At 57.2% G+C, this 18,936-nt stretch carries 15 protein-coding genes and 1 tRNA gene; 9 read left to right on the top strand and 7 right to left on the bottom strand.

What is annotated here, in order from left to right:
• Nucleotides 1–49: 49 nt before the first annotated feature.
• Both cysS and HZ995_RS13445 read right to left on the bottom strand, forming a co-directional pair.
• Nucleotides 50–1,447, bottom strand: a complete 1,398-nt coding sequence (gene cysS / locus HZ995_RS13450; RefSeq protein ID WP_209356178.1) for a cysteine--tRNA ligase — start codon at nucleotides 1,445–1,447, stop codon at nucleotides 50–52.
• 237 nt (nucleotides 1,448–1,684) lie between these two features.
• Nucleotides 1,685–2,059, bottom strand: coding sequence for a VOC family protein (locus tag HZ995_RS13445; RefSeq protein ID WP_209356177.1), 375 nt, complete (start codon nucleotides 2,057–2,059; stop codon nucleotides 1,685–1,687).
• Nucleotides 2,060–2,154: 95 nt separating this feature from the next.
• Between HZ995_RS13445 and soxR the strand changes: the two genes are divergently transcribed.
• From soxR to HZ995_RS13430, 3 genes are all read left to right on the top strand, one after another.
• On the top strand, nucleotides 2,155–2,604 hold the full coding sequence (soxR, locus tag HZ995_RS13440) for a redox-sensitive transcriptional activator SoxR (protein WP_209358271.1): 450 nt from the start codon (nucleotides 2,155–2,157) through the stop codon (nucleotides 2,602–2,604).
• A gap of 76 nt (nucleotides 2,605–2,680) precedes the next feature.
• Nucleotides 2,681–3,850, top strand: coding sequence for a pyridoxal phosphate-dependent aminotransferase (locus HZ995_RS13435; protein WP_209356176.1), 1,170 nt, complete (start codon nucleotides 2,681–2,683; stop codon nucleotides 3,848–3,850).
• Between the two features lie 235 nt (nucleotides 3,851–4,085).
• Nucleotides 4,086–5,627: a trimethylamine methyltransferase family protein gene (locus HZ995_RS13430; RefSeq protein ID WP_209356175.1), complete on the top strand. Its 1,542-nt coding sequence runs from the start codon at nucleotides 4,086–4,088 to the stop codon at nucleotides 5,625–5,627.
• Between the two features lie 192 nt (nucleotides 5,628–5,819).
• On the opposite strand, the gene HZ995_RS13425 is transcribed toward HZ995_RS13430, so the two are convergent.
• From HZ995_RS13425 to pdxH, 5 genes are all read right to left on the bottom strand, one after another.
• A complete protein-coding gene (locus tag HZ995_RS13425; protein ID WP_209356174.1) occupies nucleotides 5,820–9,452 on the bottom strand; it encodes a vitamin B12-dependent ribonucleotide reductase in 3,633 nt (1,210 codons plus the stop codon).
• A 603-nt stretch (nucleotides 9,453–10,055) separates the two neighbouring features.
• Nucleotides 10,056–10,132: transfer RNA gene (locus tag HZ995_RS13420), tRNA-Pro, on the bottom strand.
• Nucleotides 10,133–10,220: 88 nt separating this feature from the next.
• On the bottom strand, nucleotides 10,221–10,715 hold the full coding sequence (locus HZ995_RS13415) for a DUF192 domain-containing protein (RefSeq protein WP_209356173.1): 495 nt from the start codon (nucleotides 10,713–10,715) through the stop codon (nucleotides 10,221–10,223).
• Nucleotides 10,716–10,718: 3 nt separating this feature from the next.
• The gene (locus HZ995_RS13410) at nucleotides 10,719–11,237 is read right to left on the bottom strand and encodes a cold-shock protein (protein WP_209356172.1); all 519 of its coding nucleotides are present in this window, start codon (nucleotides 11,235–11,237) and stop codon (nucleotides 10,719–10,721) included.
• Between the two features lie 122 nt (nucleotides 11,238–11,359).
• Complete coding sequence (pdxH, locus tag HZ995_RS13405) at nucleotides 11,360–11,965, bottom strand: pyridoxamine 5'-phosphate oxidase (RefSeq protein ID WP_209356171.1); 606 nt, start codon at nucleotides 11,963–11,965, stop codon at nucleotides 11,360–11,362.
• 122 nt (nucleotides 11,966–12,087) lie between these two features.
• Here pdxH and fabI point away from each other — a divergent pair, with 122 nt between their 5' ends.
• From fabI to trpE, 6 genes are all read left to right on the top strand, one after another.
• The gene (gene fabI, locus HZ995_RS13400; RefSeq protein ID WP_209356170.1) at nucleotides 12,088–12,906 is read left to right on the top strand and encodes an enoyl-ACP reductase FabI; all 819 of its coding nucleotides are present in this window, start codon (nucleotides 12,088–12,090) and stop codon (nucleotides 12,904–12,906) included.
• 124 nt (nucleotides 12,907–13,030) lie between these two features.
• Nucleotides 13,031–13,639, top strand: a complete 609-nt coding sequence (locus HZ995_RS13395; protein ID WP_209356169.1) for a LysE family translocator — start codon at nucleotides 13,031–13,033, stop codon at nucleotides 13,637–13,639.
• Between the two features lie 101 nt (nucleotides 13,640–13,740).
• Nucleotides 13,741–14,259, top strand: coding sequence for a xanthine phosphoribosyltransferase (gpt, locus tag HZ995_RS13390; RefSeq protein WP_209356168.1), 519 nt, complete (start codon nucleotides 13,741–13,743; stop codon nucleotides 14,257–14,259).
• Nucleotides 14,260–14,265: 6 nt separating this feature from the next.
• Entirely contained in the window at nucleotides 14,266–15,450 is a 1,185-nt protein-coding gene (locus HZ995_RS13385; RefSeq protein WP_209356167.1) for an aminotransferase, read from the top strand.
• A gap of 102 nt (nucleotides 15,451–15,552) precedes the next feature.
• Complete coding sequence (locus tag HZ995_RS13380; RefSeq protein ID WP_245168672.1) at nucleotides 15,553–17,397, top strand: peptidylprolyl isomerase; 1,845 nt, start codon at nucleotides 15,553–15,555, stop codon at nucleotides 17,395–17,397.
• A gap of 15 nt (nucleotides 17,398–17,412) precedes the next feature.
• Nucleotides 17,413–18,924, top strand: coding sequence for an anthranilate synthase component I (gene trpE, locus HZ995_RS13375; RefSeq protein ID WP_209356166.1), 1,512 nt, complete (start codon nucleotides 17,413–17,415; stop codon nucleotides 18,922–18,924).
• The last annotated feature ends 12 nt before the right edge of the window (nucleotides 18,925–18,936 follow it).

Here is an 18,936-nt window from a genome sequence, read left to right as displayed (position 1 = left end):
AAATGCCCCCTGCCCTCGGGCCGGGCGCGAACCTGCTGTTTTTTACTGTTCATAGCAGGGCCTCCAGTTTCTTTGCGTCAAAACCCGCACCTGGGACAAGTTCAACACCTGTTTTACTCATGCGCACCTCAAGACCCGCGTCCACGAATGCAGATTTCAAGCGGTCCACTTCCGAGAAATCTTTACTCTCCATCGCCTGCACCCGTGCCTCAAACAGCTGCGTTTCAAAAGCCGATAGATCCACGTCGGGCCCCTGTGCCCAATCGCCCAGATTGTCCCCCAACAGACCCAGCATCAGCCCCGAGGCCAGCAATCCCGCCGCGTCCCCAGCATTCGCCAGCTTGTGCATCTCAGCCAAAGCACCCGCCGTGTTCAAATCATCCGCAACAGCGGCCAAAACCGCTGGGGACGGGCTGGCGGCAGGCTCGATGCCTGCGGTCAGCCCACGCCACTTGCGCAGGGTATTCGCAGCTTCTTCGGCCTTCTTCGCCGTCCAATCCATCGGCTTGCGATAATGCGTGCTCAGGAAGACAAACCGGATAACCTCCCCCGGCACGCCCTGTTCCAGCAGATCGCGCACGGTAAAGAAGTTGCCCAAGGACTTGGACATCTTTTTGCCTTCGACCTGCAGCATTTCATTGTGCATCCAGACCCGCGCGAATTCGCCTTCGGGATGGGCGCAGCAGCTTTGGGCGACCTCGTTTTCATGATGCGGGAACTGCAGGTCATTGCCGCCGCCGTGAATATCAAAACTGTCGCCCAGAATTTCATAGGACATCGCCGAACATTCGATATGCCAGCCCGGACGTCCCCGCCCCCACGGGCTGTCCCAGCCCGGCAGATCATCGCTAGACGGCTTCCACAAAACGAAATCCATCGGGTCTTCTTTATACGGCGCGACTTCCACGCGCGCGCCTGCGATCATATCATCCACCGAGCGGCCCGAGAGCTTGCCGTAATTTTCAAACTCCCGCACCCGAAACAGAGCATGCCCGTCCTTGGCATAGGCATAGCCATCCGCGATCAGTTTCTCGATCATCTCGATCATCTGCGCGATATATTGCGTCGCGCGCGGCATGTGATCGGGCTCGAGCGCCCCAAGGGCTGCCATATCGCCCAGATACCAGCCAATGGTTTCCTCTGTGCGCTCGGCGATCAGCTCTTCCAACGTGCCTTCAGCGCCCGCCTCTTTGCGGGACAAGGCCGTCGCGTTGATCTTATCGTCCACGTCCGTGAAATTGCGCACATAGGTGACGTTTTCGTCGCCATAGACGTGGTTCATCAGGCGGTTCAGAATATCAAACACCACCACGGGACGCGCATTGCCCAGATGAGCGCGGTCATAGACGGTGGGCCCACAGACATAGATGCTCACCCGATCCTGAATAATCGGCTCAAAGACCTCTTTCTTGCGGGTCTTAGAGTTATAGAGCTTGATCTCGGTCATAGTGTCCTCACACACGTCTTTCGCGTGGCGGGCTTATCAACTTTATCAATGGTTTGAAATAGAAGAACGGCCCGCCAACACTGTTAGCAGGTAATGCAGCAAATAATGATGATGCTTTGGGTCTTCATACGCGCGACCATAGCAGCCGCGCGTAATGGGTCAAGCCTTGAGGGGTAATTCGGGGCGTGACCAACTTGGGCGCGCAAGAGACCGGTTATGCGCGCCCGCGTTTCCGTGTCAGGCGTAGCTTACGACCTCATATTCAACACCGTCGGGTCCGTTGAAATAGAACCGCTCGCCCGGTTCATAGTCATAGTGGGAATGGGGTTTGAACCCAGCGGCAAGAACTTTGGCCTCCACTGCCTTCAAATCATTCACCACCACCCCAACGTGGTTGATAGAGCCTTCGACCGTGTATTTTTCGCTTGCCTGTCCAAGCGCTTTTGCCGGGCTGTACAAAGCCAGATAACTTTCGCGATCACCAACATGAACTGTGTATCCTTCGTCCATCGAGGCACCTTCCCAACGAATATGCCAGTCAAAGATATCCATCAGGGTTGCAGCCGAGGCCTTCGCGTCGCTGACCGTGATGTTGACGTGTTCGAGTTTCATCAAATGTCCTTTCTGTCTGAATCATCGTTGAAATCACTCTAATTCCTCAAGTAAACTTTAAGGCAATAGGAAATTTTTTGAGTATTTACAGCAAGATGAAAAACCGTGGACTTACAATTGGTCAGATTGGCGAGCGCACGGGGCTCGCGACTTCGGCTATTCGCTACTACGAGGAGGAAGGGCTGGTGCATCCCTTTCGCACGGATGCGGGCCAGCGCAGGTTTGATCGCTCGGATATTCGACGTTTGTCCTTTGTGATGATTGCCCAGAACCTTGGATTCACGATTGCGCAGATCCGAGAGGTCTTGCGCGGCCTGCCCGAGGGGCGCACGCCCTCAAAGGCCGATTGGGCGCGGATTTCGAAACGGTTTCGCCGCGATCTGGATCAACGCATCGCCCAGATGGAAGCCCTGCGTGACAAGCTGGATGGCTGCATTGGGTGTGGCTGCCTCTCTATGAAGGCCTGCGCGCTTTACAACCCTGCCGACGGCATCCGCCGCAAAGGCACAGGTCCGCGTTATCTGATGGGGGATTCTCCGGACTGAGCACGCCATGTGTTGACCTTTCGTTAAATTTCGATCCCATGGCGAGAGGTTTGATTCCGAAGAAGGCTGGGCTCAGATGAAACTTTCCAATCGCATTACGACTCTGAACGGTGGTGGCTCCAACGGCTGGGAGATCTTTGAGAAGGCACGCGATATGATTGCGGCCGGAGAGCCAGTGACCATGCTGACGATTGGCGAGCATGACATCGGGACGTCGCGCGAGATCCTTGAGGCGATGCATGAGGCGGCTTTGGGCGGGCATACCGGCTATGCCGCGATCCCCGGCACACCTGCGTTGCGCGAAACTGTGGCGAAGCGTGTCGAGGCGCGTACCGGCGTTCCCACTACGTCAAAGAACGTTTTGATCGTACCCGGCGGTCAATCGGGCTTGTTTGCATCGCATTTTGCAGCCGTAAACCCCGGAGACCGCGCGCTGCATATTGACCCTTACTACGCCACCTACCCCCGCACTTTGCGCGCTGTCGGGGCCGAGCCTGTGGCCGTTCCAGCGCGCGCAGAGAATGGGTTTCAGCCCACCTACGAGGATATCGCGGCCAAGGCTCAGGGCGCGACGTCGTTGTTGATTAACTCACCCAACAACCCAACCGGCGCGGTCTACAGCCCCGAGACCCTCGCGGCCATCGCCAAAGCCTGTCAGGATTTTGACCTCTGGCTGATTTCGGACGAAGTCTACGAAACACAAGTCTGGGACGGCGACCATATCAGCCCGCGCAGCCTGCCCGGCATGGAAGAGCGCACGATTGTGGTGAACTCTCTGTCCAAATCCCACGCCATGACCGGCAGCCGCATCGGCTGGATTGTGGCACCTGAGGCGGTGATTTCTGAACTGACGGAATTGGTGACCAATACGACCTATGGGGTGACTGGCTATGTTCAGGACGCCGCGCAATTTGCGTTGAACCAAGGCGATAGCGTCGAAAAAGCCGTGGCCGAACCCTTCCTGCGCCGCCGCGGGATCGTGCAAAACCTTGTTGAAAACCAGAATGTTGCGCAATTGGTGCCTGCTCAGGGCGCGATGTATGTGATGCTGGATATTCGCGCGACCGGTATGTCTGGCAAGGACTTCGCCAGCGGATTGCTCGACGAAGAGCTGATCGCCGTTATGCCGGGGGAAAGCTTTGGCCAAGCGGCTGCGGGGCATCTGCGCATTGCTTTGACGGTCGATGATGACCGGCTCGAAGACGCCATCGTGCGGCTTTTGGCTTTTGCAAAGGCCCGCGTTTAAACAGTTTTCCTTGATTTGTCGTAAAACGACGCCCAAGATGACCCCATGTCGCTTTCGGCCAAGATCGGGTCCGATTTTGGCGTTTTTCATGCCTGAGGAGGAGCACATGAAAAACCGTCAGTGGAAAATCAATATCGTCGTGCGCACCATTGGTGGGCGCCGCGGTCGTGCTGCGCGAGGTCGCCCTACCCTTTGAATGAGCCAGACTTAAGCCATTCAATTACAGGGACACCTCATGAACGATATCTCACCTCGCCGCTCTGGAGGCCGTGCTGCGCGCCGCGCCAGCCGGGCCGCGCCTTTAGACAAATCTTTGCGCCCCGTACGTCCGGGTATGGAGGGCGGCTTTTACAAACCGCTCTCTGATCAGGACGTCGAGCGCATCCACGAAGCCGCCCTGCGCGCTTTGGAGGAAATCGGCCTGTGCGATGCGCCCGAAAGCGGCGTCGCCTATTTGACCTCAGTCGGCTGTATTGCGGGCGACGATGGCCGCATCCGCTTTCCGCGTCACGTGGTTGAAAAGGCGCTTGAAACCGCCTGCCGCGAGATCACGCTTTACAGCCGTGATGGCGAGAACGACCTGAAACTCTCGGGCAATCGCGTGCATTTCGGCACCGCAGGCGCTGCGGTGAATATGGTGGATGTCGAGGGCCGCAACTATCGCGACTCCACCGTCCAAGACCTGCATGATGCGGCGAAAATCGTCGACACACTGGAAAATATCCATTTCCTTCAACGCCCTATGGTCTGTCGTGATATCCCTGACAACCGCGAGATGGATCTGAACACGATCTACGCGTCTTGTTCTGGCACGACCAAACACATCGGCACGTCCTTTACCGAACCCGATTTTGTCGATGACGCGCTCAAGATGTTGCACATGATCGCGGGCGGCGAAGAGGCATGGCGCGCCAAACCCTTTATGAGCAACTCCAATTGCTTTGTCGTGCCGCCGATGAAATTCGCCACTGAGGCCTGTCAGGTCATGGAGAAATGCATCGAAGGCGGCATGCCCGTGCTGCTTTTGTCCGCGGGCATGGCGGGTGCGACAGCGCCCTCCACCGTCGCCGGTGCCATCGTTCAGGCCGTCGCGGAATGTCTTGCCGGTCTCGTCTATGTGAACGCCATCAAACCCGGCTATCCAGCGATTTTCGGCACCTGGCCCTTTGGTCTGGACCTGCGCACGGGCGCGATGACAGGTGGATCTGGTGAACAGGCGCTTTTGACCGCCGGTTGTGCGCAGATGCATAATTTCTACGGCCTGCCCGGTGGCGCTGCGGCGGGTATGACTGATGCGAAACTGCCGGACATGCAGGCAGGCTGGGAGCAGATGTGCTCTAACGTCCTTGCGGGCATTGCGGGGCTGAACATGGTCTATGAATCGGTCGGCATGCATGCATCCTTGCTGGGTTTCTGCCATGAAAGCCTGATCCTTGGCGATGACATGATCGGCCATGCGCAGCGCGTCTTGCGCGGGATCGAGGTGGATGACGCGACGCTCGGGCTCGATCAAATGGCAGAGGTCTGTTTGGGCGGCCCTGGTCATTATCTGGGCACGGATGAAACGCTCAGCCGGATGGAAAAAGACTATGTTTATCCGTCGCTTGGCGATCGCACCTCACCCAAAGAATGGGCAGAAATCGGCAAGCCAGATCTGAACAAAAAGGCGATTGAGCGGAAGGAAGAGATCCTTGCGAAGCCCTCTAAGGCGGCGTTTTCGCCGGAGTTGGATGCAGAGCTGCGCAGCGCGTTCAAGATCCACCTGCCCCCGCAATAGAAAAGAAAATGGGGGGCCTTAGCCCCCCTTAAAAGTTTCGCCACTCAGACTCACTCTTTGTACCGCTCTGATTTTCTGCCTGCGGCCTGAGCGTCGCTTCGGAATGAACGCATCCACTCCAGAAATCGTGGCGGGATATACCCCCCGCCGAGGGTGTCGGATGGGCCCGAAAGCCCGTCCCCCGAGGTAGTCTTAGCTACAGCCTGAGGTCGCGCCGCAGGTATTGCATTTCATGCAGGTGCCGTTGCGCACGAGCGTGTAGTTGCCGCAGTCGCCACAGGGATCGCCCTCATAGCCTTGCATCTTGGCCTTGTCCCGCGCGCTCATCGTTGGGGTGGCCGCTGCAACGGTGGTGGTTGCTTCGCCAACCTCTGGCACGAGGGTTTCCAGCGCGGCGCTGGCATCCAGCGCTTCCGTACCGCCATTCAGAACCAAAAGCTCTTGTGGCATACGCTTGCGTAGGTAACCGGTTGAGGAAATCTGCTTCAGCACTTCCAAAGAGCGGTTCGCAGCTTCGCCGCTCATCTCTTTGATATTGCTGACACCTTCCTCTTCGCCGCGACCCAGATCGTCAAAGGCTGGGCCTTGCGGTTTCACATGCGCCAGATCGGTACGGTCCAGATAAGATACGGCCAATTCGCGGAAGATATAGTCCAGAATGGAGGTCGCGTTCTTGATGGAGTCATTGCCCTGCACCATGCCAGCCGGCTCAAACTTGGTGAAGGTGAAGGCATCGACGAACTCTTCCAGAGGCACACCGTATTGCAGGCCGACAGAGACCGCGATGGCGAAGTTGTTCATCATCGCTCGGAAGCCCGCGCCCTCTTTGTGCATGTCGATAAAGATCTCGCCCAAAGAGCCGTCGGAGTATTCGCCGGTCCGCAGATAGACCTTGTGTCCACCAACAACCGCCTTTTGGGTATAGCCCTTACGGCGTTCTGGCATCTTCTCGCGGCTCTTGGCCATGACTTCTTTGATGACGACCTTTTCAACGATCTTCTCAGCGATCACTGCGGCTTTTTGCTGTGGCGTGCCGGATTCGAGGATCTCTTCGGCCTCTTCGTCATCCTCAATCAGCGCGGCTGCCAGAGGTTGCGAGAGTTTAGAGCCGTCACGATAAAGCGCGTTGGCTTTGACACCCAAGGACCAAGACAGCTCATAAGCCTTCTGGCAATCCTCGATGGTGGCGTCATTCGGCATGTTGATCGTCTTAGAGATCGCGCCGGAAATGAAGCTTTGCGCCGCCGCCATCATGGTGATGTGGCTGTCCACAGACAAATAGCGTTTGCCCTTCTTGCCGCATGGGTTCGCGCAGTCAAAGATGTGCAGATGCTCTTCCTTGAGGAACGGCGCGCCTTCCAAAGTCATGGTGCCGCACACGTGGTCGTTGACCGCGTCGATCTCGGCTTTGCTGAAACCAAGGTGGCGCAGCAGGTTGAATTCTGGGTCCATCAGCTTTTCAGCAGGCACCCCGAGCGTCTTGGTGACGAACTCCTCACCAAGGGTGAAGTGGTTGAAAACAAAGCGAATATCAAAGGCGGTCGCGAGCGAGCCTTCGATTTTCGCCAGCTCCTCTGCGCCAAACCCATGGCCCGCCAGAGTGGTTGGGTTGATCGCTGGCGCATTGCCAAGGGATCCGTGACCGACCGCATAGGCGATGATCTCTTCGATCTCGGAGGACTTATAGCCCAGCTTCGCCAGCGCGTTCGGCACAGAGCGGTTGATGATCTTGAAATAGCCACCGCCGGCAAGTTTCTTGAACTTCACCAGCGCGAAGTCAGGTTCGATGCCGGTGGTGTCGCAATCCATCACCAGACCAATGGTGCCGGTGGGCGCGATCACAGAGACCTGCGCGTTGCGGTAGCCGTGTTTCTCACCCAGCGCCAGCGCCTGATCCCAGCTGTCCATCGCCAGTTGGCCCAGCGTGTCATCAGGGATGTTCGCCAGATCCAGAGCAACCGGTTTCACTTCCAGCGCCTCATACCCGTCGGTCGCGCCATAGGCCGCATTGCGGTGGTTGCGGATAACGCGCAGCATGTGGTCTGCGTTTTTGGCGTGGCCCGGGAATGGCCCCAGTTCTTTCGCCATTTCCGCCGAGGTCGCATAGGACACGCCGGTCATCACCGCGGTCAGCGCAGCGCCAAGGGCCCGGCCTTCCTCGCTGTCATAGCCATAGCCCATGTTCATCAAGAGGCCGCCGATGTTTGCATAGCCCAGACCCAAGGTGCGGAAGTCATAAGACCGTTGCGCGATCTCTTTGGATGGGAACTGCGCCATCATCACTGAGATTTCCAGCGTCACGGTCCAAAGGCGGGTCGCATGCACATAGTCATCAGACTGGAATTTGCCGTCCTTAAGGAAGGTCAGCAGGTTCATGGACGCCAGGTTACAGGCCGTGTCATCCAGGAACATATATTCAGAACAAGGGTTTGAGCCTCGGATCTCTCCGTCTTCTGGGCAGGTGTGCCACGCGTTTACCGTGTCGTGGAACTGGATGCCCGGGTCAGCACAGGCCCATGCGGCGTGGCCGACTTGCTCCCAAAGATCGCGTGCTTTGATCGTTTTCGCGACCGTGCCGTCGGTGCGGCGGATCAGTTCCCAGTCTTTGTCTTCGCGCACAGCTTTCAGGAAGCTGTCGGTGACGCGGATCGAGTTGTTGGAGTTCTGGCCCGAGACAGATGCATAGGCCTCAGAGTCCCAGTCGGTGTTATAGGTCGGGAACTCAATGCTCTCATAGCCCTGCTTGGCATAATCCAGCACGCGCTTGACATAAGTCTCTGGGATCGCAACTTTTTTCGCGCCACGGATCGCGGATTTCAGTTGATCGTTTTTCTTTGGATCAACCGCATCCTCGGTGCTGCCGTCCCAGCCACGGATCGCGGCGAAAATGTCATTCAGCTTGGCTTCGTGCATTTTGGAACCGGCCACGATGGACGCGACTTTCTGTTCCTCTTTGACTTTCCAGTTGATGAATTCCTCAACATCCGGGTGGTCCGCATCACAGATCACCATCTTGGCCGCGCGACGGGTCGTACCACCCGATTTGATCGCGCCCGCTGCACGGTCACCGATCTTCAGGAAGCCCATCAGGCCCGAGGACTTACCACCCCCGGACAGTGCCTCACCCTCGCCACGCAGGCCAGAGAAGTTGGTGCCGGTGCCGGAGCCATATTTGAACAGACGCGCTTCGCGGACCCAGAGGTCCATGATGCCGCCGTCATTTACCAGATCGTCAGACACAGACTGGATAAAACACGCATGCGGCTGTGGATGCTCGTAGGAGGACTTGGACTTGGTCAGCTTGCCCGTCTTGTAGTCCACATAGTGGTGACCCTGTGCAGGACCGTCGATGCCATAGGCCCAATGCAGACCGGTGTTAAACCACTGCGGAGAGTTCGGCGCAGCGCGCTGTGTCGCCAGCATGTGGCGCATCTCATCAAAATAGGCGCGTGCGTCTTCTTCGGTGGTGAAATAGCCACCCTTCCAACCCCAATAGGCCCAGGCGCCTGCCAGACGGTCGAATACCTGCTTAGAGGACGTCTCGCCGCCCATTTCGGCACCCTCTGCCGGAACAGAGCGCCACAGAAATTCTGGAACGTCCTTTTCTTTGACCTTTTTAAGCTTCGACGGCACACCCGCTTTGCGGAAGTATTTCTGCGCAATCACGTCGGAGGCCACTTGGCTCCAGCTGGTTGGCACTTCGACATCATCCAGTTTGAAGACGATGGATCCGTCCGGATTTCGGATCTCGGATGTGGTGGTTAAAAACTCCAGATCCGCATATGCGTCTTGTCCTGCTGTGGTGAACCGTCTTTGAATTTGCATCGTCGCCCCTTAGTCCCGATCCTGCTGCCCAATCTCAAAAGCGGATGCAAACCTATATGTGTCGGGGTCTTCTCGAAGTCACAACGTCCCTGTCCGCTCAAAGCCTTAGCCGAGCGATGCCGGGCTTCTGCCCAGTCTTGATCATGTTATGTCTACCGCGGCCCCGAGTGCACAATATCTAGTGTCCGCCTTATCCGCCCACACAATCTGGCGTATGGAGCCCTATGGGGTCAACGCTTTTATTTGATTAAAAACGCCAAAAATTGTGTTGACCAAATTCCGATTCTGGGCGGTGTGCTAGATTCTGTTGCGGGGTAAAGACAGGCTGTGGATAACTCACAATTCAAGCGCATCGCCGAAGCCCTTAAAAAATAACAAAAATTGCAGATATCCCCAAAGCAACGCACAAAAAACACAATATCTAGGGGTTAACGTGTGATTAACACAAGATGTGCGATATTTCTTCGAGACCGCGAGATTCAACCCTTGCGCGAACGGAAATCTCATACGTTGAGGAGCGCTTGCCCAAAAAGCAGCCCCCCGAAACAGGTCAAAATCGCGGTTAAATTAACCGCGCTTTTAACGTTGTCTCTGAGAGAGAAATGGTCGGGGCGGCGAGATTCGAACTCACGACCCCCTGTACCCAAAACAGGTGCGCTACCAGACTGCGCTACGCCCCGGACCGTGGAGTGGTCTTTAAATGTAGCTCTCGGGAATGAAAAGCGAAAAACTGCATTTCAGTACGATTTTTTTGTGCGGCTTTGATTTTCATTCGCTATCGCGACAGGGCCAAACCGCAAGATGCTGCAGAACCGAAGGATGGCGCAGCTCTGAGCCAACCGTAATTCCGATTGCGCGCGCCAGGCCTCCATTGATTTCCAAAACATAGCGCGAAGGCACATCGCTTGAGATCGAGCTCAGATCGCGCGGAATCGCCCGTTCGTGGATTTTGACCACGCGGCCTGTCTCGTCCAGAAAGATCATATCAAGAGGGATCAGCGTGTTCTTCATCCAGAAAGACACAACCCGCGTCTGGTGATACACAAAGAGCATGCCCGCACTCATGGGCATCTCGAGGCGATGCATCAATCCCCGCTGGCGCTCGATCGCGTCGTCCGCCACTTCGACGTTAAAGCGAACCTCGCCCCAGTCTCCGCGCAATTGGACCGTGTCGACACGACAATCGGTTGCGGCCGAAACCGCGCTAAAAAGCCCCATTGAGAGAACAAAGCCGCCAAAAAGAGAGATCCGGCGAACAGGCATGGCCTATTTCAGAACCGCTTCCCATGCGCAGATCTGCATGGCCATTTTGCCGCGCTGACCATCCATCACACGGATGGCAAGCGCTTCGCCCGGTTGCAATTCGCTTAGACCGGAGCGGCGCAGCACTTCGACATGCACAAAGACGTCGTCGGAATTGCCAAAGATATTGGCAAATCCAAAGCCCTTGCTTTTGTCGAACCATTTGACTCGCGCGGGTGTCAAAGGGTGTTTTTCAATGTCTTCATCAGACAGCTCTTCGAAATCTGCCAAAGTATTGGCAGGCGCAGCTGCTGGGGGTGTGATCGATACGATCTCTGTCGCCTGCACACCGCGCGCGGTTTCTTGCAAAACCAACTCTACAGTGGCGGATTCAGCAATCGAACTTTGCCCGAAATTTCGGAGAACGTTTGCGTGCAAGAGAATATCCGGCCCGCCCTCATCCGCGACGACGAATCCGAATCCTTTTACCGGATCGAACCATTTTACCTGCCCCGTAACGCGACGGGCGGCAGAATCTTGCATGACATCAGCCCTATAGTTTTTCCAAGCTCACCCCCATGAGCCGGTGATACAATGACGCTAAATGTCAGACCTATCAAGTATGATTTAAGCAATCGTGGAAAGAATTTCCACAAGCGCATAAATTACGGGTTCAACCGGGCAACGCTCCAAGGAGAGTCTGGATCTTCCCGAGTCCAACGGAAGCGATCATGCAATCGAAACGCGCCATCCGCCCAGAATTCAATTTCAATCGGTGTGATGCGATAACCGCCCCAGAATTCGGGGCGCTTGGGGTTTGTCCCTAATTTCAAGGACAATTTCGCGGATTCCGCGAGCAGCTCGGCCCGCGAACCCAGCGGCTGAGATTGTTTGCTGGCCCAGGCTCCGATCCGACTTTTGAGAGAACGGGACGCGAAATAGTCATCCGCCTGTGGCCCGGATTCCTTGGTGACATATCCACGTACGCGGATTTGCCGACGCAGGGATTTCCAATGCATCACGAAGGCGGCCTTCTCGGCGCTGTCCAGCTCTTGCGCCTTTGCTGACCCGTAGTTGGTATAAAACACAAAGGCCGCGTCTTCGATGTCTTTCAGCAAAACCATACGCGCGTTGGGCATACCGCTTGCATCAACCGTCGACAGGGCGATGGCATTGGGATCATTCACCTCGCTTGCTTCGGCCTCAGACAGCCATTGGCGCGCCAGATCAAACGGGTTGTCTCCGGCAAAAATACCTGTGCGGTCACTCATTTCGGTGGCTCCTTGACCTAGCGTCGGGTTTTACGGCGCATGTGCAACTCCCTGCCCTTGAAGCAGGCTGGCTGATCGCCTAAAGGATCATATAAAAGCGAATTAGGGACGGAGTAGTCCGAATGTCAAATAATCTGATGGCAGGCAAGCGCGGTTTGATCATGGGCCTGGCCAATGACAAATCCATTGCCTGGGGTATTGCCAAAGCTCTGGCAGATGCAGGCGCCGAGATGGCGTTCTCTTATATGGGCGAAGCGTTCAAGAAACGCGTGGCGCCTTTGGCCGAGCAACTGAATGTCGACACGCTGATTGATTGTGATGTGTCCGACCCCGCTTCTGTGGATGCGGCTTTCTCCGAGATCGAAGCGAAATGGGGTAAGATTGACTTTCTGGTCCACGCCATCGGCTTTTCCGACAAGAACGAGTTGCGCGGGCGTTATGTCGACACAAGCCGCGACAACTTCCTGATGACCATGGATATCAGCTGCTACAGCTTTACCTCCGTGATGCAGCGCGCAGAGAAGCTGATGACGGATGGTGGCTCTGCCCTGACCCTGACTTACTACGGTGCAGAGCAGGTGATGCCGCATTATAACGTCATGGGTGTTGCGAAAGCAGCGCTTGAGGCCTCGGTGAAATATCTGGCCGAGGACCTGGGCAAAGACGGAATTCGCGTCAATGCGATCTCTGCGGGTCCGATCAAAACACTGGCCGCGTCTGGCATTGGCGACTTCCGCTATATTCTGAAATGGAACGAGCTGAACTCGCCGCTGCGTCGCAATGTGACGATTGAAGATGTGGGCAATTCCGCGCTCTATCTGCTGAGCGATCTGGGCTCTGGCGTCACCGGCGAGAACCTGCATGTGGATGCAGGCTATCACGTGGTTGGTATGAAGGCTGTCGACGCGCCAGACATCGACGCGGTGACTGGCCGTAAGTAAGCGCCACCACGTCCGAAATTTTCAGGCCCGAGAGACCCCTCTCGGGCCTTTTCTTTTAAACGGAAACTTTTAAAGTTTCCGATATCGATTTCTTTCAAAGAAATCGCGTTGTTTCGGAGCACCTATGGAATTCACCCATATCATCGCCTTTAACGCCACGCTTTTGGCCGCCATCCTCAGCCCCGGCCCTGCCATGCTCATGTCGATCCGGGCGAGCCTCTCTGGCGGGTTTCGTCAGGGATTCACTGTCGGGCTTGGCCTAGCCGTCATGGCGGCCACATGGACAGCACTGGCGCTTTTGGGTCTCGATGGGATCTTCACCCTCTTTCCATGGGCCTACCTGACCCTAAAAATCGCAGGTGCGCTCTATTTGATCTGGATCGCGGTGCAAACCTGGCGCAATGCCCGCAAGCCCTTGAACCCAGAGGGCGTGGCGGCCAGGCAAGGTAAATCCTTCCTATCTGGGCTGTCAGTGAACCTCGCAAATCCCAAATCCGTGCTTTTTGCCTCAGCGGTCCTGCTGGTGATCTTTCCCCAAGACATCACGCTGGCTGACAAAGCCTTCGTGGTCCTAAACCACCTGATCGTCGAGATCATTTGCTATGCAGGCTTCGCCCTCCTCCTCTCAACCCCCGCCGCACGCGACAGCTACTTGCGCGCCAAGACGGTCATGGACCGGGTTGCAGCCGGTGTGATGGGCGCTTTGGGCGTCAGGCTCTTGCTGGACAGATAGCCGCTAAAATTAACCAAACGGGCAAATTGTAATTTCCGAGCCAAGCCGCTAACACAGATCAAACGGCCACATGGCCCAAGGGGATATCTAAGAGGCTTCACATGAACGATCGTCTGCCACACGAAAAAGGCTTTCACATCAGCTGGGACCAGATCCACCGCGATTCTCGCGCTTTGGCCTGGCGTTTGGATGGCAAAGGCCCGGATGACGGCGCCTGGCGCGCGATTGTGGCGATCACCCGTGGCGGCATGGCCCCTGCGATGATCGTGGCACGCGAACTCGACGTGCGCGTGGTCGATACGATCTCTGTGAAATCCTACCATTCGGGCGGCGGCAAAGCTGATCAGCGCCGCGAGGCTGAGGTGCTGAAAGCGCCTGATGCTGATCTCATGGGCGATGGCGAAGGCATTCTGATCATCGACGACCTGGTGGACTCCGGCAAAACACTGGAACTGGTGCGCGAAACTTACCCCAAGGCGCATTTCGCGACCGTTTACGCCAAACCACAGGGCGAGCCGCAGGTCGACACCTTCATCACAGGCGTCTCGCAAGACACATGGATCTTCTTCCCCTGGGATATGGCGCTGCAATACGTCCAGCCCTACCGCGGCGCGGATTGATCAGCGATGAGCGGGCTCATTACACGCACCAAAGCCACCTTCGCCCCGCCCGTTATGGAGGCGCGCCGCTGGCTGGAAGGCGTTACCTTTAGCGAAGAGCGCCCGCTCCTCAACGTCAGCCAAGCGGCCCCGGTCGATCCGCCGCCATTGCCGCTTCGAGAGTTCCTCGCGGAAACAGCAATAAACGTGCCAGACGCACATCTCTATGGCCCTGTTCTGGGCCTGCCTGAGCTGCGCCACGAAGTCGCCACGCAATGGAGCGCTGCTTACCAAGGAACGATCCGCGACACGCAAGCCGCCATCACCTCCGGCTGCAACCAGGCCTTTGCCGCCGCGATCACGGCGATCTGCTCTGAAGCAGATGAGGTGATCCTGCCAACCCCATGGTATTTCAACCATAAAATGTGGTTGGATATGTTGGGCATCAATAGCGTTCCCCTCGCGACCGACGGCGCGCTTTTACCAGACCCAGAGCACGCGAAAGCGCTGATCACGGACAAAACCCGCGCCATTGCTTTGGTCACACCCAACAATCCCGGCGGTGTGGAATACCCACCCGAACTGGTGCGCGCCTTCTTTGAACTCGCGAAGGCCCATGGGCTGAAACTGATCGTGGATGAGACCTACCGAGACTTTGATTCCCGCACCGGAGCGCCGCATGAGCTGTTCCAAGATCCCGACTGGGATCAAACGCTGATCCAGCTCTATTCCTTTTCCAAAGCCTACCGCCTGACAGGCCACCGTGTTGGCGCGATGCTGAGTTCAGAGGCGCTCTTGGCAGAGGCCGAGAAATTCCTCGACACGGTCGCGATCTGCCCCAACCAATTGGGCCAGCACGCAGCCCTTTGGGGCATGCAAAATCTTGGCGATTGGGTCGCGGGCGAACGGCTTGAAATTCTCGACCGCCGCGCCGCCATCGAAGATTATTTCCCCAAGATCGCAAACGCAGGATGGGAACTCATGGGTGTCGGCGCCTATTTCGCCTATGTGAAACACCCGTTTGACATGCGATCAGACCAGCTTGCGCAGAAGATGGTCAAAGATATCCACGTCCTCGCCCTGCCCGGCACGATGTTCATGCCAGACAGCGATCCTTCGGGCGGGCAGCAAATGCGCATCGCCTTCGCCAATGTGGCGCGTCCCGATATCAAAGTCTTGTTTGACCGCATGAGCACGCTTTCGGCCGGATAGCACAGGCTTTAGCACCGAAACCGCCCTGCCCCCTTGCCCCTGCCCGAAGGGCGTCGTAGACATCTGCGAAGCATAGAAAAACCGCGCCAATAAGGGGGCCGCATGTCTCAGAAATCTTCGATCTCAAACAAGCTTGTCTGGGTTCTGATGGGGCTTTTGATCCTCAGCCTTGGCGGCTTTGGCATCACCAACCTCGGCGGCACGATCAACAACGTCGGTACCGTGGACGGCAAGCCGATCGCCGTGACCACCTATTCGCGCGCTGTCCAGCAGGAGCTCACCAACCTGTCCCAGCAAACCGGCCAGCAGATCACCTTTCAGCAGGCGCAGCTTTTTGGTCTGAACCAGCAGGTGCTGGGCCGCCTTGTGACGCAACGTGCTCTGGATGCAGAAGCAGAACGTTTGGGCCTGTCGATTGGCGACGAAAATGTGCGGGACGAATTGCTCAGCATCCCGGCCTTTCAGGGTCTGGACGGAAACTTTGACCGTGAAGCTTATGCCTTCACGCTCGACAGTGCCGGTCTTAACGAAGGTGAATTCGAACAGAGCCTGCGCGAAGGGGCAGCAACGACCCTTCTGCAAACCGCAGTGACGGCAGGCGTGCAGATGCCGGCAACCTATGCCGACACCATCCTCAGCTATCTCGGTGAAACCCGCGATTTCACCATGGCCGTTCTGACCGAAGCCAATCTGCCAGAGCCCGTTGCCGCACCGGATGAGGCCGCCCTGCAGGCCTATTACGACGCCAACACAGATCAATTCCTGCGTCCCGCCACCCGCGACATCACCTATGCCTGGCTGACGCCTGACATGATCCTCGACACGGTCGAAGTCGATGAAACCGCCGTGCGCGCGCTCTATGACGAACGGTCTGCTGAGTATAACCAGCCTGAACGCCGCTTGGTCGAGCGTCTGGTCATGGGATCCACCGAGGAAGCCCAAGCGGCCATCGACGCCATCGCGGCAGGCACCGAGAGCTTTGAGGCCACCGTTGAGGCCCGTGGGCTAAGCCTCGCGGATGTGGATCTGGGCGATGTCACCCAAGAAAGCCTTGGCGCTGCAGGCGATGTTGTTTTCGGCGCGGCGTCTGGTCAAACCGTTGGTCCTGTGGACACGGATCTTGGCCCAGCCATCTACCGCATCAACGGTATCCTGAACGCGCGATCTACCTCTTTTGAGGACGCACAAGCCGAGCTGCGCGCAGAGCTGGCAGGCGACCGCGCCCGCCGTGTGATCGACGCGCAAATCAACGACATCGACGACCTTCTCGCTGGTGGCGCGACTATCGAAGAACTGGCGACGGAAACCGAAATGCAGGTTTCCACGATCAACTGGCACGCAGGCCTTTCGGACGGTATCGCAGGTTACGAGGAATTCCGCGCACAGGCGACCCAAGTCACCGAAAGCGACTTTCCGGCGATTGAAAACCTTGCAGACGGCGGCATCTTTGCGATCCGTCTGGATGGTGAAACCGAGGCCTCTCCGACCCCATTTGTAGACGCGCAAGCCGATGTTGAAGCCGCATGGCGCGCGCAGGCCGTTGGCGATGCGCTGCAGTCCTTGGCAACCGATTATGTGTCTCAGATGGCCGCGGGTGCCGACATCATCTCTCTTGGCGTGACTGTGCTGCAGGAAACCGATATCGCCCGTGGCGATTTCATTCCAGACGTACCCGCAACGCTGGTTGAAACCGTCTTTGGCATGGACCTCGGCGGCGTTGCGACCGTCGCGGGTGGCCAGAGCGTCGCTGTAGTGGAACTCGACGCCATCAACCCTGCCGATCTGGCAGAGGGCGAGGCAGACAGCCTGCGCGGCATTCTGACGGCGCAAGTTAATCAGACGTTCGCGCAGGAAATCCTGAACGCCTACAGCACGCAAATCCGTCTGAATGCGGATGTTCAAATCGACCAAAACGCGGTGAACGCTGTTCACAGCCAATTGCAATAAGGTAAGGGCCACCTCTTGGCACTGATCACGACTTTCGACGACTTCGCCAAAGGCTATGAGGCGGGTCAAAACCAGATCGTCTATGCGCGTCTGGCGGCAGATCTGGACACGCCTGTGTCGCTGATGTTGAAACTGACCGGCGCGCAGAAAGATGCGTTCATGCTGGAATCTGTCACCGGCGGAGAGGTCCGCGGGCGCTATTCCATCATTGGCATGAAGCCGGATCTGATCTGGAAATGTCACGGCACCACAAGCCGCCTGAACCGTCAGGCGCGCTTTGACGGCGAGGCCTTTGAGGATCAGGCGGGCGACCCGCTGGCCAATCTGCGCGATCTGATTGCCGAGAGCAAAATCGACCTACCGGATGATCTGCCACAGGCCTCTGCTGGCCTTTTTGGCTATCTGGGCTATGACATGATCCGTCTGGTCGAGCATCTGCCCAATATCAATCCTGACCCACTTGGCTTGCCCGACGCCTGCATGATGCGCCCCTCTGTGGTGGCTGTTCTGGATGGCGTGAAGGGCGAGGTCACCGTGGTGTCTCCGGCGTGGGTCTCTGAAGGCGTCACCGCGAAAGCGGCCTATGCGCAGGCTGCAGAACGCGTGATGGACGCCATGCGCGATCTGGAACGCGCCATGCCTCAGGCCAGCCGTGATCTGGGCTCTGAGGCGACTGTCGGCGAGCCGGTCAGCAACTTCACCAAAGAGGGCTATATGGCCGCGGTCGAGAAGGCCAAGGACTATATCAAAGCGGGCGATATCTTTCAGGTCGTGCCCGCACAACGCTGGACGCATGATTTCCCGCAGGCGCCGTTTTCCCTGTATCGCAGTCTGCGCCGCACGAACCCCAGCCCCTTCATGTTCTATTTCAACTTCGGCCCCTATCAGGTCGTCGGAGCGAGCCCCGAGATCCTTGTGCGGGTCTTTGGCAATGAGGTGACCATTCGCCCGATTGCTGGCACCCGCCCTCGCGGTGCGACGCCCGAAGAAGATCGCGCCAATGAGGCGGACCTTTTGGCGGATAAGAAAGAGCTGGCCGAACACCTGATGCTGCTTGATCTGGGCCGCAACGACGTCGGGCGCGTGGCCAAGATCGGCACGGTAAAGCCGACCGAAGAATTCATCATCGAGCGCTATTCTCACGTTATGCATATTGTCTCGAACGTGGTTGGTGAGCTGCATGAAGACCAAGATGCGCTAAGCGCGTTCTTCGCGGGCATGCCAGCGGGCACCGTGTCAGGCGCCCCGAAGGTGCGCGCGATGGAGATCATCGACGAGCTAGAACCGGAAAAACGTGGCATCTATGGCGGTGGCGTTGGCTATTTCAGTGCAGGCGGCGATATGGACATGTGTATCGCGCTGCGGACTGCGATTGTGAAAGACCAAAAGCTCTATATTCAGGCCGGTGGCGGCGTGGTCTATGACAGCGATCCAGAAGCCGAGTTTATGGAAACCGTTCACAAATCCAACGCGATCCGGCGGGCAGCCGCGGATGCTGGACGGTTTGACGGTTCAGGCAACGCATAGACTCGATTTCTT

The organism is Cognatishimia activa (assembly GCF_017798205.1).
Taxonomy (GTDB): domain Bacteria; phylum Pseudomonadota; class Alphaproteobacteria; order Rhodobacterales; family Rhodobacteraceae; genus Cognatishimia; species Cognatishimia activa_A.
Note: the sequence above shows the minus strand (reverse complement) of the source record. Positions and strands in the feature narration are given on the sequence as shown.

Excerpts from the sequence above, each read along its gene's own strand:
- pdxH (WP_209356171.1), bottom strand. The coding sequence starts at position 11,965 with ATGAGTGACCGCACAGGTATTTTTGCCGGAGACAACCCGTTTGATCTG.
- fabI (WP_209356170.1), top strand. The coding sequence starts at position 12,088 with ATGTCAAATAATCTGATGGCAGGCAAGCGCGGTTTGATCATGGGCCTG.
- HZ995_RS13445 (WP_209356177.1), bottom strand. The coding sequence starts at position 2,059 with ATGAAACTCGAACACGTCAACATCACGGTCAGCGACGCGAAGGCCTCG.
- HZ995_RS13395 (WP_209356169.1), top strand. The coding sequence starts at position 13,031 with ATGGAATTCACCCATATCATCGCCTTTAACGCCACGCTTTTGGCCGCC.
- soxR (WP_209358271.1), top strand. The coding sequence starts at position 2,155 with ATGAAAAACCGTGGACTTACAATTGGTCAGATTGGCGAGCGCACGGGG.
- gpt (WP_209356168.1), top strand. The coding sequence starts at position 13,741 with ATGAACGATCGTCTGCCACACGAAAAAGGCTTTCACATCAGCTGGGAC.
- HZ995_RS13415 (WP_209356173.1), bottom strand. The coding sequence starts at position 10,715 with ATGCCTGTTCGCCGGATCTCTCTTTTTGGCGGCTTTGTTCTCTCAATG.
- HZ995_RS13385 (WP_209356167.1), top strand. The coding sequence starts at position 14,266 with ATGAGCGGGCTCATTACACGCACCAAAGCCACCTTCGCCCCGCCCGTT.
- cysS (WP_209356178.1), bottom strand. The coding sequence starts at position 1,447 with ATGACCGAGATCAAGCTCTATAACTCTAAGACCCGCAAGAAAGAGGTC.
- HZ995_RS13410 (WP_209356172.1), bottom strand. The coding sequence starts at position 11,237 with ATGCAAGATTCTGCCGCCCGTCGCGTTACGGGGCAGGTAAAATGGTTC.
- HZ995_RS13380 (WP_245168672.1), top strand. The coding sequence starts at position 15,553 with ATGTCTCAGAAATCTTCGATCTCAAACAAGCTTGTCTGGGTTCTGATG.
- HZ995_RS13435 (WP_209356176.1), top strand. The coding sequence starts at position 2,681 with ATGAAACTTTCCAATCGCATTACGACTCTGAACGGTGGTGGCTCCAAC.
- HZ995_RS13430 (WP_209356175.1), top strand. The coding sequence starts at position 4,086 with ATGAACGATATCTCACCTCGCCGCTCTGGAGGCCGTGCTGCGCGCCGC.
- HZ995_RS13425 (WP_209356174.1), bottom strand. The coding sequence starts at position 9,452 with ATGCAAATTCAAAGACGGTTCACCACAGCAGGACAAGACGCATATGCG.